The organism is Nonlabens dokdonensis (assembly GCF_002162835.1).
GTDB lineage: Bacteria > Bacteroidota > Bacteroidia > Flavobacteriales > Flavobacteriaceae > Nonlabens > Nonlabens dokdonensis_B.
In genome coordinates this window covers 1-17,052 of record NZ_MAAX01000188.1, presented here as the reverse complement: position 1 = coordinate 17,052, position 17,052 = coordinate 1, and the positions used below count along the sequence as shown (strand labels likewise).

Genomic DNA, 17,052 nt, shown 5'->3' with positions numbered 1-17,052 from the left:
TGCAAACGTCGATGCCGTTATCATCGCAAATCCCACTGGAGACCTGTATAATCCTAATGTCATACGATCGAGTTTAGGCTGCGTATTTACCGTTCCTACAGCAATGGGAACTACTAGAGAAGTAACTGATTTCTTAAACAATTCCTCGATAGATTTATATGCGGCTACTTTACAAAGCAGCGAGCGATATGATGTAATCGATTATAAAAAAGGTAGTGCTATCGCCGTAGGCACAGAAGCTACTGGACTTTCTGAAGAAATGAGAGCCGCTGCCACTTCAAATGTTATTATACCTATGTCTGGCGAGATAGATTCTATGAATGTGTCCGTAAGTGCTGCGATTTTAATTTTTGAAGCAAAGAGACAACGCGATTTTAAATAAAACCATCACCACTGAATGATTTCTACAACCATATTTTATATCATCATAGGAATTTTAATTTTTGATTTTCTTCTAGAGCGTGTTCTAGGTTTTCTCAATTATACTTGGTATTCAAAGCCAGTTCCTAAAGAGTTAGAGGATGTTTATGATGATGAAGAATATTTAAAATCTCAAGAGTATAAAAAGACTAACTTTAAATTTGGACTTGTTTCCAGCACATTTTCATTTATAGGAATCTTGGCGTTCTTGTTTTTAGATGGATTTGCTTGGGTCGATGAGCTTGCAAGAAGTTATGTAGATCATGAAATATGGGTAGCCTTGTTATTTTTTGGAATCATTATGCTGGCTAGCGAAATTATATCGCTTCCTTTTTCTATTTATGGGACTTTTGTCATTGAAGAAAAATTTGGGTTTAATAAAACGACCGTAAAAACATTTATCCTAGATAAAATTAAAGGCTATTTACTGACAGCCATTGTAGGTGGTGGACTTATTGCACTTATCATTCTTTGTTACAATTGGGCTGGAGAAAACTTCTGGTGGTATGTGTGGATCTTGATATTTGCCATCTCCTTATTTATGAATATGTTTTATGCTAGGTTGTTTGTTCCTCTTTTTAATAAACAGGCTCCTTTAGAAAACGGGAGTCTTAAGGATAAAATTAGCGCCTATGCTCAAGCAGTAGGATTTCAACTCGATAAGATATTTGTAATAGACGGAAGTAAAAGATCAACAAAGGCAAACGCTTACTTCAGCGGTTTTGGAAGTGAGAAACGAGTTACGTTATACGATACCTTAATCGACCAACTAAGCGAGGAGGAAATTGTTGCAGTACTTGCTCATGAGGTGGGACATTATAAAAGAAAGCACATTATTTACAACTTGATAGCTGGAACTTTGACTACTGGTTTTACCTTATGGCTATTTTCTATCTTTGTAGACAGTACAACGCTTGCCGAAGCCTTAGGAGTTGCTATTCCATCTTTTCATGTAGGACTAGTTGCTTTTGGACTGCTCTACTCTCCTATTTCAACAGTTACTGGTATTTTAATGAGTTTACTTTCTAGGAGATTTGAATATCAAGCCGACTTTTATGCTAAATCTACGTATAAAAAAGAACCGCTTATAAGCGGTTTAAAGACCTTGAACAAAACAAGTTTGAGTAATTTGACTCCGCATCCGGCGTACGTTTGGTTTCATTATTCGCACCCTAGTTTACAGCAACGTATTGCAGCAATGAATAGTGAAAAAACTTTTTAATAATGAAGTTAAAAACAAAACTACTTCTAGCTTTATTAGCGAGTTTAACTCTTGGAGTAGCGCCATTTTATCCAGAACCACATATATGGGGCAAATTAAAATGGATCGCCGGTGGTGCTCATGATATGCGGTTGCTAGATTACTGGGATACTTTTTTACATGGCGCTCCATGGTTAGTCCTCTTATATTTTACCTTACAACTGATCTTTAAAGTGATAATAGATCAAAAAAGTAGCACGTAATTGCAACATATAATTAACGTAACTTGAATTGAATTTGAGGTAAATTAGTCAGATGAAAACCTTTGACTTACTTCTCTATTTTACCATAGTCTCTTTTCTATTTTTTGGAATCACTTGCCTGTTTTCAAAACACATGCGCTTAGAGTTTACTAGATTTAAATTGAGCTCTTTGCAACGAGTCATCACTGGAGTATTTCAAATTTTAGGTGCAATAGGTCTTATATACGGTACCTTCAATTATTATATGGGAATGGCAGCAGCTGCTGGCCTAAGTGTACTTATGTTTCTAGGATTTACTGTACGATTAAGAATTAAAGATGGAATCTATAAATCATCTCCTGCTCTAGTTTATATGATATTGTGCTTAATTTTATTGTATCGCTTTTACCGCATGGTTTAAATCCAGATTACGATAAGTGATAGCACTAAAAAGATTGCTGCTGGTAGTGATTTTTTTAAAGGATCGTTTATTTTTAAATGCATAAGAATTGCACCAGCCATTAAAACTGCTATTCCTAAAGCTGCATACAACTCTAATTTAAATAAATACAGAGAAAGTAATAACAGCACAGCAAAAAGGCATTTGAGCGTTCCTACAATAATCATCATATTTTTTGAAAGGCCATAGGCTTTAAATTCTTCCTCCATGTTAGTTGCATTTCCACCACGCCACTGAGAATTTTTATCACGGTTAATCAACCAGACGTTAAGAATACTTAAGCCTACTACTAGTTTGATTACTATTTCAATAATTTCTGATAATTCCATGATATTTTTTTTTAAATATATAATTACCAACTAAGGTATTTTCTAAATTTATGTAAAAAAGCATTTATTTAACAATGCACTGTGTGATAATCACGCTTTCGCGAAAGCTTCTTTTAATAAATACAATATGACTTGAAACTTATAAATAAATCATAGTCCTAACTTGATAATATGAACTATAATTCTTTCAAATAATAGTTGTTAATATCTATAAATACTTTTTATTTGCATTTAATAAATATATTTAATGATTGCTCCTCCTATTCCTGATAATGAGATTAAAAGACAAGCAGCTGTAGAGAAATACAGACTACTTGATACCATGCCAGAAGAAAATTATGATAACATTACTTCTATAATTTCTAGTATCTGCGATGCACCTATTTCTCTTATTACTTTAATAGATAAGGATAGAAACTTTTTAAAATCCAGGCATGGTATAGATATGTCTGAGTCGCCTAGAGAGCTGTCTTTTTGTGGTCATGCCATTGCTGGTGAAGAGGAAATTATGATTGTTCCCGATGCGAGAGAAGACCATCGATTTAAAGGTAATCCTCTAGTAACTGATTTTAAGGCTATTTTTTATGCTGGAGTACCACTTATAGATAGTAGTGGTTATAAACTAGGGACCTTATGTGTTTATGATAACGAACCGCGCCAGCTTAAAGAGGAGCAAATTAAGTCTCTTAAAGCTATGGCAAAACAAGTTATGGCACTTTTTGAAGAACGTTATAAAACATTTGAATTACAAAAACTGCAAGTACAATTAAAAGAGCGCAACGACGAGCTTAAAGATTTTGCAGGAATTGTTTCCCATGACTTAAAAGCACCACTTTCTAATATTATAATGATAACTCAATTATTAAAGGAAAGTGAGCAAGAACTAACTGAGCAAGCTAGAAAGTACTTAGGTTATTTAAAAGAAAGCTCTACCAGCATGAGTCGTTATATAGATGGAATGCTCATGTTTTATAAGAGTGATGAACTGGTAACAGATGAATATGATAGTGTGAGTTATGTTGATTTAATTGAGGATGTTATTTCAATGACCGTTCTAGATGATCATACTAAGATCCTTTATATACCTGAAACAGATACCACTTTAAAAACTAATGAGATTGCTCTAAAACAAATTCTGATTAACCTAGTTACCAATGCGGTAAAATATGGCGATAAGGATGTAACAGTCGTTGATATCACTCTTAAAGAACACATTCAAGAGTATGAAATTATAGTAAAAGACAACGGTAGCGGTATAGCAACTGATAAGATCAATTCTGTCTTCAAATTATTTTATGTTGCCGCCGAAGAAGATCGAAATGGTAAACAAGGTACAGGAATAGGACTAGCAACAGTTGCGAGACTCTTAGAACATATGAATGGATCGATTACCGTAAACTCAGAATTAGGAAAATGGACAGAATTTGTGATTCACCTTCCTAAAAGAGAGATAGATAATTAGATAAGAATTTATTCATCCTTTAGTTTAGTTCCATTCTTGCGGTACTCTACATCCATATTTTTACCTTTTTGCTTGAATTCCACATCGTAGAATTCGCCTTTTGCAGCACTGAGTACATGTTCGATCTCGGTAATTTCACGATCGCTATATTCATTTTTAATGGCTTGTTTTACTGCTTTAGGTAATTCTTTGTATTTAATACTATTTTCTGTTTCTCTCCAGGTTCCATCTTCATAAAAATCAGCACGGTATTTTTCGCCATTTTTTTTAAAATGCGCTTCCCAATAGCCATGAGCATCTTGTTCAAAATCTGGATCATGTTCATTGGGATATTTTGCAGTAAATGCATCAACCACAGCCTTAGGCGCTTTACTATTTTTAATATTTTGACAACTAGCGGTAAGAGATAAGAATAATGATACGAGTATAAATGATATATGCTTCATGGTAATTTTTTAAGCAAATTACTTTTTTAGATAGAAAAGATATTTAATACTATACTAATCTTTGTAACACTTATGTTAATGTCTATTACCAGCTTATAGGTTTGTAATCCTTTAAAAATTTACCACACCAGTGTTTACCAGTATTAATTCCATCAAATAATGGATCCATAACACGTGCTGCTCCATCAACAATATCTAATGGTGGCTGGAAATCATGGATTTCTTGTTTGCGTTGAGACAACTCTACAGGATCTTCATCAGTTACCCATCCCGTATCTACCGCATTCATGTAGATACCATCTTTAGCAAGTGTACCTGCCGCAGTGTGAGTAAGCATATTTAAGGCAGCCTTTGCCATATTTGTATGTGGATGACGGTCTTCTTTATGGAATGTATGAAACTTACCTTCCATCGCACTTACATTGATAATGTGCTTTTGTCCTGTATTATCTTTCTTCATAATTTCAGAAAGTCTATTACACAAAACAAATGGCGCAACCGAATTCACCAATTGCACTTCAATCATTTCAGTAGTTTCTATCTCTCCTAGTTTTAAACGCCAGCTATTTGTTTTTCTTAAATCGACTTGCTGTAAATCTGCATCGAGTTTGCCTTCTGGAAATACTTCTTGTGCGACTAGAGCTTTATCAAAACTATATGGAATTTGAGAAAGCTTTGCACTAGCACGCAATCCTATTCCTGGCTCTGGACCATGCCAGGTAACCGGCATGTTCTTATTTGAAGAAGAACTAGGCGCTAGCAACTGTAACTCTTGAAGACAGTTGTAATGATCTGTAAGTGTTTCTTGTGCAAAAACTGGTAATTCCTCAAAAGAAAGCTCTTCATTAGGCATCAAATGGGCATAGAAACCAGAAGGTCTTCTTACGGTTTGAGCTGCATTATTTATTAATATGTCTAGACGGTCGTATTTTTGCTCTATATAATTACAAAATATCTCCACACTAGGAATGTGACGCAAGTCTAGTCCATGAATATGTAAATTGTGTCCCCATTCTTTAAAGTCTTCTTCCTTAGAAAATCTCAATGCACTATCATGAGGAAATCTAGTAGTCGCTATAACTGTTGCTCCAGCACGCAATAACATCAAAGTAATGTGATATCCTATTTTTAATCGTGAACCTGTTATTATTGCTACTTGCCCTTTAACGTTTGCTGTTTGAAAACGTTTAGCATAATTAAAATCACCACAGTCGGTACACATTTGGTCGTAAAAATGATGCAATTTTGTGAACATGGTCTTACATACATAGCAATTCCTAGGAGAGGATAACTCACCTGTTTCTTTTGTAGATAAATCTGCTGGGGCCAGTAATTTAGGAGCTTGAAAAACCACGTCTTCTCGAGCACTTCTTATTCCTGTTTCTTTACGAGCATGCTTATCGCGCTCTATTTGTTTTCTTCTCGCAGCTTTTTGAGCATCTTTTTTTGAACGCTTATATTCGGCCTTTGAAGGTCTAGAAACTTTTCCAGCGGCTTTTACTAGGGCAATACGCTCTTCTTCCTCAAGGTGAAAAATCTTCTTAGGATCATCTATGAATTTTTGAAGTGTAGTAATACAAGCTTCAACTTCTTGTGTTGAAATTGCGTCTACAGACATCTTATCTTGATCTTTCATAGCATGAATTTATGGGTGTAAATTTAATAGTAATCTGTAAATAATTGTGACAATGATAAAAGGTAAAGAGTGCTTTTAATTATTCGCTTTCGCGAAAGCGGAACCACGATTCTCTAAGACCCTAATTAAGTCATCTAGATTTAGGAGCTGGCTTTACATCTGTTTTATCTCTTTTCCTACTATTTATGAAGTATACTCCTGTTATCATTACTACAGCTGCAATTATGGATTGTGTAGTAATGGCTTCATCGAGAAAAAACCAACCTAAAAATAAAGCGATGATAGGGTTTACATAGGAAGAAGTAGCTACTTTTTCTGTAGAAATATTTTTTAATAGAAAATTGAATGAGGTAAATGCTGCGATACCTCCAAAAAATATCAAACATGTAAGTGCTATGATTGTAGAAGATGACCACTGTAATGGCGAGACCCATTGCTCACCGAATGCCAAACTACCTATCGCAAGCATGATACTTGCTGCAATCATTTGATAAGCCGTGGATACAAAGAAATTTTTGGGAACATCGGCTTTTGCAACAAAAAGACTGCCTACACTCCAGCTCAGTATACAAGATAGAATCATACCTACTCCAGTCCATGTTCCTTCCTTAGCCGTTATCTCGTTTTGGCTTACTAGAATGTACATTCCTAATAATCCTAGTAAAACTCCTATAATAGATTTAAGTTGTAATGCTTTGCGTTGTACTAATCTCATGAGCAGTAGAATAAATAAAGGTTGTAATGCGGCAAGTAATGCGGCAAAACCAGTATCTACATATTTTAAAGCCCATACAAAAACACCATTTCCATAAGTAAGAAAAAGAAAACCAACTAGTATGGAGTTAAACAATTGTTTTCTAGTAATTCTTAATTGATAACCTAGAGACTTTGCGATGATAAATATGATAGTACCAGCACACAAAAATCTTACACTTGCCAGCATTAAAGGGTCGAGCTGGCTCACGGCCATTTTATTCCATAAATAGGTAGAACCCCAGAAAACATAAGTGGAGAAAAAGGCAAGTAAAATGAGAATGGTCTTTCTATTCATGCGCGCAAAGCTACTCTAATAAAAAAATTGGTAACGTAATAAATAAAAATATTTGATAAAAAATAATGCATAAAAAAAGCCCATCTAAACTAGATGGGCTCTGTACTTAAAAATTAAAGAATCGAATTAGTCGATTACTCTAACATTAACAGCGTTTAAGCCTTTCTTTCCTTCTTTTAGTTCAAATTCAACTTTGTCACCTTCACGGATCTCGTCGATTAAACCTGTTACGTGTGCAAAATGTTCCTGACCTGATCCTTCTTCTGTGATAAATCCAAATCCTTTTGCGTCATTGAAAAATTTTACTGTACCTGTACTCATTTGTAATAATTTAAATTAATAATACTTCTTATTTAGTTTCAAAAGCTGTGCCACAAGAGTATTCACCATGACTAAGCTCGTTATAACTAGAAAAATGATAAAAATTAAATAAGAAATCCTACTAATCTTTATGATCATAAACTCCAATCACATTGCAAAACTAATCTTTTTATTTGATCTGCAATGACTTTTGATCAAAATACATTTACATTTTTCATTTTAGTAACATTCGGCTACTTAAATTGCTAAAAATTAAATAGTTGACTTATTTTATTTAAGCTTCCTGAAGATCTTTCTTAGACTTGCGGTATAGGTATGAGTTAAAGATGTTGCGTTTTGCAAATCGATAACGATTATCTGCATTAATAAGTTTTTTAAAAACCTTTACATCTACCCCAAAATACTCGTAAGTTTTTCCATCTGTAAATGTTACTTCTAGAACTCTACCCTTATGATCAAAATCTTGAATACCTGTATTTGTAATTGTTTCTGTATACTCGTCAAGTTGCGCTTCTTTAGTTTCTGGCGCGATACTAACGAGAAAATGATATCCATCTATAACCTGACGGCTCATTACTTCTGCTTCTTCTTTTTTAGGATCACCATCTTGAAATTTATCAGGATGCCATTCTTTAACAAGATTGCGGTAACTTTTCTTTAATTCTCTTAGGTTGATGTCTTTCTCTACGTTAAACATCTTTTTGTACTGATTAATACGCTTCATGTGCTCCTCTTTTTAAGGCGGCGCAAAAGTACATGATTAATCGGTTTAAAAACGTTAAATATTAGTAGGATAAAAAAGTGGTTAAAATCTAGTTTTCGCCTTGAGCGATAACATATTAACCGTTACTTTGCTAGTTTTCTCAATGCCACCCATTGCTTGAGCATATCACGTGAGTCAGTGGCTGGATAACCTAATACTGTCTGACCTGCTTTTACATTATTCATCACACCGCTTCCTGCGCCTACTGTAGCACCAGATTCTATGGTTGTGTGATCTTTTATACTAGCACTACCACCTATGATAACTCCATCTCCTAGTGTGACAGATCCTGCAAGACCACTATGACCTGCCATAATGCAAGATCTTCCCATAACACAGTTATGAGCTATTTGAACCAAATTGTCAATTTTACAACCATCACCGATAATAGTAGAGTTAAATTTTGCTCGATCCACACAAGAATTTGCTCCTATTTCCACGCCATTACCTATCACAACGTTCCCTATGTGTGGAATTTTTACTAAGCCGCGACCGTCGTCTGCAGGTCGGTAACCAAAGCCGTCTGCTCCTATACTTACATTATTATGAAAGATACACTGCGCTCCTATTTGAGAACGCTCTCTAATTACTGTACCTGACCAGGCAACGGTTTGAGGACCTATGGTAGAATCGTCAAACACACTAACGTTATGATACAAAACAACTCCATCACCTAAAGTTACATTTTTACCAACGTAACAATGCGCTCCTATTTGCACACCTTTTCCTAAAGTAGCCGTTTCATGAATGATGGCTGTGGGATGGATTTCTGTTTCAAAAACAGGTGTATCTGGCTGGAAGGCTTCTAGAAGCTTTGCCATAGCAAGGTCGGCATTTTTTACTTTTATAAAAGCACGATTATCTCCAGGTTCTAAATCTATGTTATCATTTATAATAGCAACTGAGGCGTTAGAGTCTGACCAGAACTTAGCATACTTTCTATTGCCTATAAACGTAAGATCAGTTTCTTTTGCATTTCTTATCTCTTCTACTCCGGTGATAGAATGAGTTGTTTTACCTACTAACTCGCCTTGAAGAACTTCGTTTATTTGTTGTACTGTAAATGAAAGCATAGTGAATTTAAATATTAAATACGTGAGGTTATAAAATAAAAAAGCTGCTTGATTAAGAACCCTAATCAAGCAGCAAATTTACGGTATAATTGTATTACTACTTCTTCAAACTCTCCATATCGATAACAAAACGATATTTCACGTCACTATTTTGAACTCTCTCAAAAGCATTATCAATATCCTGCATATCGATCATTTCAACATCTGACACGATATTATGTTCTGCACAAAAGTCCAACATTTCTTGAGTTTCCTTGATGCCGCCTATTAATGAACCGGCTAGTCTTTTTCTTCTTAAGATAAGATTTCCACCGTGAACGTTTTCAAGAGGCTCGATGGCGCCTACTAGACACATTGTTTTATCCCTTTTCAATAACTCCAGATACGGATTTACATCATGACCTACAGGAACAGTATTTAATATAAAGTCAAAGCTGTTACTGTGCTCTTTCATTTGATCTTTATCTTTTGATAAGATTACACTATCAGCACCTAAACGTTTTGCATCTTTAGATTTTTCTTCACTAGTTGTGATCATAACGGTTTCTGCTCCCATGGCTGCCGCAAACTTGATTCCCATGTGGCCTAAACCACCTAAACCTACAATTCCTACTTTATCACCTTTTTGCACATTCCAGTGTTTTAATGGAGAATAAGTAGTAATTCCTGCACATAATAATGGCGCCACCGCTTTGATATCTAGGTCTTCAGAAACTGATAGCACAAATTCTTCTCTTACCACGATTGTAGTAGAATAACCACCTAATGTATGACCTCCTATAAATTTATCTTTACTATTATAGGTACTTGTAGAGCCATTTTCACACCACATCTCCATATCTTCCTCACACGCGCTACATTCTTGACAAGAATCTACCATACAGCCTACTCCTACAAGATCACCTACTTTATATTTAGAAACTTTGCTTCCTACCTCTGTAACTTTACCTATGATCTCATGACCAGGAACTATAGGGTATTTGGCATTGCCCCAATCGTTTAATTTAGCATGTATATCACTATGACATACACCGCAATATAAGATATCAATCTTTACATCTATATCATGTAAATCTCTTCTATCGATAGTCATTTCTTCAAAATTTGCATCTGCACTAGATGCTCCGTATGCTTTGGCTTCTAACATTCTCTTTCTATTTTATAAATGCAAAGATACTTTTATCGATAGGCACGTTCGGTTAAGAGTGCGTTAAAGAGTAAGTCTTACTAAGTGTTGTTTATAATTTTGCTTTCGCGAAAGCGAGAACTCTTCAAAGCCTACTTTACTATTATATTTGTTCAAAAAAAGAATGCATATTGTTTTAATTGAGCCAGAAATTCATACCAATACTGGTAATATAGGACGTTTGAGTCTTGCTACAGGATCGCATTTACATCTGGTAAAACCTTTAGGATTTGAACTTACCGATGCTCGATTAAAAAGAGCTGGGCTGGATTACTGGCAACATATTGACTTAACGGTTTATGAAACCACAGCAGATTTCTTTGAAAAAAACAAAGGACGTAATATGGCGTTTTTGAGTAGTCATGGAGATAAAGATTATACAGAAATCCCTTTTGAAGATGATGTGATGTTGATTTTCGGCAAGGAATCTCGTGGTTTATCACATGAAATTGTAAGTCAATTTAAAGATCATCTTTACAAAATACCACAATACAGCAAACATATTAGGAGTATAAATCTAGCAAACGCGGTGGCAGTGATTACTTATGAGGGATTACGACAGTTAAGAGCATAAAAAAACCAGCCATTAATTATGACTGGTTTATGTTTTAGAGTTTTCTTTTTATTTTTTGGACTCCATTTCGGCTTCTTTTCTCATTTCTTCACCAGCAACAATTCCTATTTCTACACGTCTATTTTGCGCTCTACCTTCTGGAGTTGCGTTAGAAGCTTTAGGTGCAGTTTCACCACTATAAGTCATAGCAATACGATTGCCTGCTATTCCATGAGTGGAAAGGTAATCTCTTACGCTAGCCGCTCTCTTTCTAGATAACTCTAGATTATAGTCAGCAGCTCCTTGATCGTCTGTATGACCTGCGACGAGCACTTCCGTACCTGGATACTCGTTCATTACTTGAATTAATTGATCTAACGTAGATTGTGAGCTTGCATTTAGTGCCGATTGATTTGTAGCAAATTTTACACCGCTACCTTCGTCAAATGTTACTAGAATTCCTTCTCCTACTCTTTCTACATCGGCACCAGGTAATGTCGCTTGAATTTCTTGCGCTTGCTTATCCATTCTACGACCTATTAAGTTACCTGCAATACCACCTATAGCAGCACCTGCAATTGCACCTTCTGTTTGATTATCACCATCTCCTACATTGTTTCCGATAATGAGACCCAAGATAGTACCTCCGGCAGCACCTATTACAGTACCTTTTTGCTGATTGTTACTGTTTTTTACAGCTCCACAACCTACTAACAAAGAGGCTGCGATGAATATGGTTAAAAATTTAGTTTTCATAATATTTTTTGTTTTTAAATAATTTATACAAGAATAGATTTGTTAAAATTTAAGTTTACATCAACTTTTTGACCATCTACAAAGGTCTCGATAGTAAGCGTCATCGTGTATTCTGTTAAGCTAGTGATTTTTAATTTGTAACCATCATTTGAAGCTGACTTATAATCCTCATCAGTAATTTTTAATAATAACTCACCTGCAGTAGCGCTTTTATCACCAGGTATAGTCCAGATAAATTTTCTTTGAATAGTTGAGCATGTATCATTAAGCTTATAAGTTCCACGATTATTATTTGATATGAAATACCAACTACTATCCATAAAACATGAAGCGTCACTATCTTGAAATAATGTCGAATTAAATGATCCATTTCCATCATAAGTAATGGAACTAAGCGACCAGTTTCCGTTTATAGATTTCTCCGTGTTCTTTACTGCATTAGTAGACGCACAGCCTGTGATTAATATTGCTAAAAATGCGATGATCAAATTACTTTTCATAACTTTAATTTAGTACAATATTATCTGTATTATCGTATTAATCTGAGATAATTAACCATGTTTAACTTAATTTGTTTAAAATATCTTAAAGTATTAAACAAAAAAACTCCGATCATATAGATCAGAGTTTTTATTACAAATCGTTTTAAATTATTTAAGAGCTATCAACCTCTTAGGTTGTGGTAAAGCTTCTTCCTTTTTAGGAAGACTTATGGTAAGAATACCGTTTTCATAACCTGCATCAATACCATCTTGGTTTACGGTTTCAGGTAAATTGAAGCTTCTTTTAAAAGACTGTTTTGTAAATTCTTTTCTAGTAAATTGTTCTGTAGTTTCTTCATTACTTTGCTCTACCTCAGAAGAGATGGATAGTAAATCATTCTCTACTTCAATGGTTACGTCTTCTTTCTTAAAACCAGGTATTATCATTTCTAAGGTGAAGGAATCATCTTTTTCAGAAACATTCACTGCTGGTAGAAAGGCTTTATTACTAGGTTCAGTACCACCTAAATAGTCGTTGTTAAACATCTCATCAATTAATGATGGTAACCAGTTATTTGCTGTTCTTGTTGCTAATTTCATAATATTATTTTTTAAGATTTTTATTAATTATGAAATCTTATAGACAAACTAAATACCAAACTTTAAAAGCGACATAATGTCGCTTTTAAAACAATATTACCTGACTAAAAGTCATTAATTACTGTTAACAGCATGAATTTGCATCAATTCTGAAGGTGGAATCTCGCCATGTGGGTACTTTAACATAGTGGCTAGTAGACTATCAACTGTAGACTTTCTAAAACCGTATTGTAAAGCCACACTGTGCAACAATTGTAGTTCTAACTCATCTACATGACCATCAATATGCATCATTAACATCATCCTGTGAAAGTGAAGTATGCGCTTAGCAAATTTTTTAGGGACTACAGTTTCTAGTTCTTCAGGGTGTTTTATCATTTCAATAACCTCACTCGCTTCTAGTTCCATTCTTTTACCTACTGAAATGATAAATGAAACTTCTTCATTTTTTAAAACATTATCTGCATGAGCCATTAGTATTAATTCACTAATAATGTGTTTCTTTTCTTCTACAGTATACGTCATGATTTTGTCTTAGATTGTGAAAATAAGAATTTGTTAGGATTTATATCTAGGCATTACTCCTACTTTTATCAAATGAAAGCATTAATTATAAGAATACGTTCCTTTATCAATACCATAACTGGTAGCATTGCATTTTATCCTACCTTTTATGCCATAAGCGCAGTAGTATTTGCCCTTATCATGAAATGGGCCGAAAGGAATAATGTTTCTTCTTACTTGCAAGAGCATTTGCCTCAACTAGTAATAAACGATATAGATACCGCAAGAAGTATATTATCCACCCTAATTGCTGGTGGTATTTCTATGCTTGTTTTTTCATTCTCCATGGTGATGTTATTACTGAGTCAGGCAGCGGCAAATTATTCTCCTAGAGTACTTCCTAATCTTATTTCTAATAGAAAACATCAATTCATATTAGGGACTTTCTTAGCAACTATTTTATATAACATCATCACGGTCATAGGGCTAGAACCTTCAGGTGAAAAATATCAATTACCAGGATTTTCTGTTTTGATAGGAATCATATCTGCATTTGTTGCTTTAGGTGCTTTTGTTTACTTCATTCATAGTATTTCTACCAGTATTCAAATCAACAATATTTTAGAAGATATATTTAATAAATCATCAAATAGATTAAAGTTACTCATTCAAGAAGAACGAGTTGCAGAAGATTTTCCCGATACGTCCAACTGGTTTACTTATAAAACTAAAAAAAGTGGAACTATACAAAACATAAGCATAAACGGCCTTAAAGAAGCTGTTGAAGAATTTGATACCAGATTTGAGGTGCTAATTGTAAAAGGGCAATATATTCTCACGGACTCTGATATGTTTCTATCAGAAAAAGAATTAAATGATGAAGAATTAAAGGAGATATACAAAAACTTTAATTATTCAGAATCTGAGTTAGTTAGTGATAACTATGCCCTAGGTTTTAAACAAATTACTGAAATAGGTATCAAAGCAATGTCTCCAGGGATAAATGATCCAGGAACCGCTATTGATACTATCGATTATCTTACCGAACTAGTAAGAATAAGAATGCAAAAAGAAGATCATAGCATCACTTTAAATGATGATAGTAACCCTATCTTAAAAGTGAAAGTTATTGCCTTTGAAACACTTATTTATAATGTATTTGCATCCTATCGCAACTATTGTAAGCACGATATATCAGTCATGCAAAAGTTACTGCAGCTGTTTAATAGATGTATAGGTAGAGAATCATGTCAGCAATCTTATCATCATGTCCTTCACAAACAGGCACAACTACTTATTAGTGATGCAGAAAAATCTATTTCTAACGAGCATGATATAGGCGTACTTAAAAATCAATTTAAAGAAATTGAGAATAAGATGAGCACTATTAATTAATTAATACAATTGCTATTATAAACGCTCCCAAGACTGCGTGCGATAGAAAAAAGCTACGTAACCGCGTACCATTAATTTATTACTATCCTCTTCATTAAGCCAAATTTTACAAGTATATGTTTTACCGTTTTCTGGATCTAGAATAGTACCATCTTTATATTCATCGCCTTTCTTTTTTAATCCTTGAATTATTTCCAGACCTATGATGGGAGCATCTTTCAAATCTCCTTTGCATTCTACACAAAGCGGTTTCTCTGGAGCTGCTTCATCCAGTACTTTGATGACTTTACCATAAACTTTTCCATCACGCTTGTAGATTTCTACATGTGACTTTACCTCGCCGCTATCATCATCAATGGTTTTCCAAGTTCCTGTAACGTTTTGTGAGTACGCTTTCGCGAAAGCGAAAACAACAAAAATAAATGTAACTAGATATCTCATATTTATAAATTAAAAAACCCATGTAAAATTACTACATGGGTTTGATTTGTATCAATTAAACAAGGCTTACTTATTTAACATTCCTTCTTTCAAGTCTTCATCTGCAGGGTCATCACCTAACCAGATTCCAAACAATCCTTTTTTAAAGTTAAGACCAGCTATAGTTCCTATTTGAGTACCGTTTTTAGATACCATAGTTCCTTTACCAGGTAAATAAGCAATTTCAAAATGATCTCCTTTTACAATAGCATCCTTAAAAAAACCTATAAACGTATTGATTTCTTTTTGAATAGCTTTTCTTTCTTTGCTAGAACAACTATCATCAAAACCATCTTCCACAGCACTTTTCATTTTGTCTTGTGTTACAGCCTCATCAGTAATATCTAAAGTTATCGCCATGGCTTTATCTGCATTTAAAAGTGCCTTGCCATCACTAGATTTTTCTGTCAAGTATAAAGCTCCTACATATAAATCGTACCAAAGCTTTTCTCTCATACCAGCGCCGTTTAATTCTAGCTCTTGTCCAGAAACGGTTATCGATTTTTCTACACTTACACCATTAATTGTTTTTTGCGCTGTAGCAGTATAGGTTCCTAAAATAGCTAAGGCTGCAAGAAGTAATTTTTTCATTTTTTAAAATTTTAAGTTTTTAAATATACTATGTTGTTTTCAAATTCCGTGCCTTTAATGCACGAAGTGATGCATTTAATTCAAATCCTAATAATAAAAGGTTGGCATTAAGCCAGATATAAACCATTAAAATAAGCAGCGCTCCTATGGATCCATAGATCTCATTGTACGATGCAAAATTATCTATATAAACCCCATAAAGGTAGGAAAATAAGATAATCAAAAACGTTGTTACTACAGCACCTATGGATAAAAACTTAGTGTTTCTGCCTTCTTTTGTACCGGTGTAATACAAAGTACAAATAAAAATAAATAGCATGATCACTAAAGTTACATAACGTATGAGCTTTAACCATACTTCCATAGAATCCTGCGTCATAAAATCTCTAGCTCGCAACTCTGATATCCAGTATTCTACTACACCAGCAAGTACAACTCCTAGAAATAAAAATACAACGAGAATAATAGAAACTCCTACCGCAACAATATATTGTCTAAAAAATCCTCGGTTAAGATCTGAATGATAACTGCGTTCAAATCCATTAAAAATAGCGTTCACTCCATTTGCCATTAAAAATAAAGAAGTTAAAAAAGCTACTGTTAACAATCCCGTATTTTCTTGTAATGCTATTTCTTTGAAAATATCATCAAAAGCTCCTGCCGCTTGAGCTGGTAATAAATCGTTTACAAAAAACAATATTTCTTCTTGAAAATTATCTATCTCTATAAATGGAATCAAGTTTAAGATGAAAAGTATAAAAGGAAAAATAGCCATAAAAAAGCTATAAGAAATAGAACTGGCTCTAGCAGAGAAAGCTCCTTCTACAATACCTACGGAATAGGTTTCCCACAAATCCCAAGCCGTCATACCTTGAAAACCAGGTAATTTCCATCGATTTGTAATCGCAACAAACCAGGAAATTATAGGAATGCGATCAAGTATTTGCTTAAATCTACTCATGCATCGCCTTAAGGCTCAGGTCTAAGTTATAAACACTATGTGTAAGTGATCCACTAGAAATAAAGTCCACACCACACTCTGCATATTTTCTTGCAGTATCTAATGTTATTCCACCACTACTTTCTGTAAGACACTGATTA

General features: G+C 34.2%; 22 protein-coding genes and 1 pseudogene. 7 read left to right on the top strand and 16 right to left on the bottom strand.

Annotated features, from left to right (window positions below; all coding sequences use genetic code 11):
• The 4 genes from A9Q93_RS12685 to A9Q93_RS12670 all read left to right on the top strand — a co-directional run.
• Window positions 1-382: TrmH family RNA methyltransferase (locus A9Q93_RS12685; RefSeq protein ID WP_303687774.1), on the top strand; the 382-nt coding region annotated here is incomplete at its 5' end.
• Between the two features lie 15 nt (window positions 383-397).
• Window positions 398-1,642: a M48 family metallopeptidase gene (locus A9Q93_RS12680; RefSeq protein ID WP_303687773.1), complete on the top strand. Its 1,245-nt coding sequence runs from the start codon at window positions 398-400 to the stop codon at window positions 1,640-1,642.
• Between the two features lie 2 nt (window positions 1,643-1,644).
• Window positions 1,645-1,884, top strand: coding sequence for a hypothetical protein (locus A9Q93_RS12675; RefSeq protein ID WP_303687772.1), 240 nt, complete (start codon window positions 1,645-1,647; stop codon window positions 1,882-1,884).
• 52 nt (window positions 1,885-1,936) lie between these two features.
• On the top strand, window positions 1,937-2,284 hold the full coding sequence (locus A9Q93_RS12670; protein WP_303687771.1) for a DoxX family protein: 348 nt from the start codon (window positions 1,937-1,939) through the stop codon (window positions 2,282-2,284).
• Here A9Q93_RS12670 and A9Q93_RS12665 read toward each other — a convergent pair.
• Window positions 2,281-2,652, bottom strand: coding sequence for a DoxX family protein (locus A9Q93_RS12665; RefSeq protein ID WP_303687770.1), 372 nt, complete (start codon window positions 2,650-2,652; stop codon window positions 2,281-2,283). The genes A9Q93_RS12670 and A9Q93_RS12665 overlap by 4 nt on opposite strands.
• 247 nt (window positions 2,653-2,899) lie before the next feature.
• On the opposite strand from A9Q93_RS12665, the gene A9Q93_RS12660 reads away from it, so the two are divergent.
• On the top strand, window positions 2,900-4,114 hold the full coding sequence (locus A9Q93_RS12660) for a GAF domain-containing sensor histidine kinase (RefSeq protein ID WP_303687769.1): 1,215 nt from the start codon (window positions 2,900-2,902) through the stop codon (window positions 4,112-4,114).
• Window positions 4,115-4,122: 8 nt separating this feature from the next.
• On the opposite strand, the gene A9Q93_RS12655 is transcribed toward A9Q93_RS12660, so the two are convergent.
• From A9Q93_RS12655 to A9Q93_RS12625, 7 genes are all read right to left on the bottom strand, one after another.
• Window positions 4,123-4,560 (bottom strand): PepSY-like domain-containing protein, encoded by a 438-nt coding sequence (locus A9Q93_RS12655; RefSeq protein WP_303687768.1) that lies wholly within the window; start codon window positions 4,558-4,560, stop codon window positions 4,123-4,125.
• Between the two features lie 85 nt (window positions 4,561-4,645).
• A complete protein-coding gene (locus A9Q93_RS12650; RefSeq protein WP_303687767.1) occupies window positions 4,646-6,196 on the bottom strand; it encodes an SDR family NAD(P)-dependent oxidoreductase in 1,551 nt (516 codons plus the stop codon).
• Window positions 6,197-6,326: 130 nt separating this feature from the next.
• A complete protein-coding gene (locus A9Q93_RS12645) occupies window positions 6,327-7,247 on the bottom strand; it encodes an EamA family transporter (protein ID WP_303687766.1) in 921 nt (306 codons plus the stop codon).
• A 126-nt stretch (window positions 7,248-7,373) separates the two neighbouring features.
• On the bottom strand, window positions 7,374-7,568 hold the full coding sequence (locus A9Q93_RS12640; RefSeq protein WP_015363839.1) for a cold-shock protein: 195 nt from the start codon (window positions 7,566-7,568) through the stop codon (window positions 7,374-7,376).
• A gap of 274 nt (window positions 7,569-7,842) precedes the next feature.
• Window positions 7,843-8,292 (bottom strand): KTSC domain-containing protein, encoded by a 450-nt coding sequence (locus A9Q93_RS12635; protein WP_303687765.1) that lies wholly within the window; start codon window positions 8,290-8,292, stop codon window positions 7,843-7,845.
• A 122-nt stretch (window positions 8,293-8,414) separates the two neighbouring features.
• On the bottom strand, window positions 8,415-9,404 hold the full coding sequence (lpxD, locus tag A9Q93_RS12630; RefSeq protein ID WP_303687764.1) for a UDP-3-O-(3-hydroxymyristoyl)glucosamine N-acyltransferase: 990 nt from the start codon (window positions 9,402-9,404) through the stop codon (window positions 8,415-8,417).
• 97 nt (window positions 9,405-9,501) lie between these two features.
• Window positions 9,502-10,551: an NAD(P)-dependent alcohol dehydrogenase gene (locus A9Q93_RS12625; RefSeq protein ID WP_303687763.1), complete on the bottom strand. Its 1,050-nt coding sequence runs from the start codon at window positions 10,549-10,551 to the stop codon at window positions 9,502-9,504.
• Between the two features lie 163 nt (window positions 10,552-10,714).
• Between A9Q93_RS12625 and A9Q93_RS12620 the strand changes: the two genes are divergently transcribed.
• On the top strand, window positions 10,715-11,164 hold the full coding sequence (locus A9Q93_RS12620; protein WP_303687761.1) for a tRNA (cytidine(34)-2'-O)-methyltransferase: 450 nt from the start codon (window positions 10,715-10,717) through the stop codon (window positions 11,162-11,164).
• Window positions 11,165-11,212: 48 nt separating this feature from the next.
• Here the strand turns inward: A9Q93_RS12620 and A9Q93_RS12615 are convergent, their stop codons facing one another.
• From A9Q93_RS12615 to A9Q93_RS12600, 4 genes are all read right to left on the bottom strand, one after another.
• Entirely contained in the window at window positions 11,213-11,899 is a 687-nt protein-coding gene (locus A9Q93_RS12615; RefSeq protein ID WP_303687760.1) for an OmpA family protein, read from the bottom strand.
• A gap of 23 nt (window positions 11,900-11,922) precedes the next feature.
• Window positions 11,923-12,399, bottom strand: coding sequence for a lipocalin family protein (locus A9Q93_RS12610; RefSeq protein ID WP_303687759.1), 477 nt, complete (start codon window positions 12,397-12,399; stop codon window positions 11,923-11,925).
• A gap of 150 nt (window positions 12,400-12,549) precedes the next feature.
• Window positions 12,550-12,981, bottom strand: a complete 432-nt coding sequence (locus tag A9Q93_RS12605) for an Hsp20/alpha crystallin family protein (protein ID WP_303687758.1) — start codon at window positions 12,979-12,981, stop codon at window positions 12,550-12,552.
• Window positions 12,982-13,095: 114 nt separating this feature from the next.
• A complete protein-coding gene (locus A9Q93_RS12600; RefSeq protein WP_303687757.1) occupies window positions 13,096-13,506 on the bottom strand; it encodes a hypothetical protein in 411 nt (136 codons plus the stop codon).
• Window positions 13,507-13,578: 72 nt separating this feature from the next.
• Between A9Q93_RS12600 and A9Q93_RS12595 the strand changes: the two genes are divergently transcribed.
• A complete protein-coding gene (locus A9Q93_RS12595; RefSeq protein WP_303687756.1) occupies window positions 13,579-14,880 on the top strand; it encodes a DUF2254 domain-containing protein in 1,302 nt (433 codons plus the stop codon).
• Window positions 14,881-14,895: 15 nt separating this feature from the next.
• Here A9Q93_RS12595 and A9Q93_RS12590 read toward each other — a convergent pair whose 3' ends face one another.
• The 4 genes and pseudogenes from A9Q93_RS12590 to A9Q93_RS12575 all read right to left on the bottom strand — a co-directional run.
• Window positions 14,896-15,321, bottom strand: coding sequence for a DUF2147 domain-containing protein (locus tag A9Q93_RS12590; protein WP_303687755.1), 426 nt, complete (start codon window positions 15,319-15,321; stop codon window positions 14,896-14,898).
• 66 nt (window positions 15,322-15,387) lie between these two features.
• A complete protein-coding gene (locus A9Q93_RS12585) occupies window positions 15,388-15,951 on the bottom strand; it encodes a chalcone isomerase family protein (protein WP_303687754.1) in 564 nt (187 codons plus the stop codon).
• 28 nt (window positions 15,952-15,979) lie between these two features.
• A complete protein-coding gene (locus A9Q93_RS12580; RefSeq protein ID WP_303687753.1) occupies window positions 15,980-16,912 on the bottom strand; it encodes a YihY/virulence factor BrkB family protein in 933 nt (310 codons plus the stop codon).
• A pseudogene (locus A9Q93_RS12575) lies at window positions 16,905-17,052 on the bottom strand (nicotinate-nucleotide diphosphorylase (carboxylating)); the annotation flags it as partial. The pseudogene A9Q93_RS12575 and the gene A9Q93_RS12580, both read right to left, overlap by 8 nt.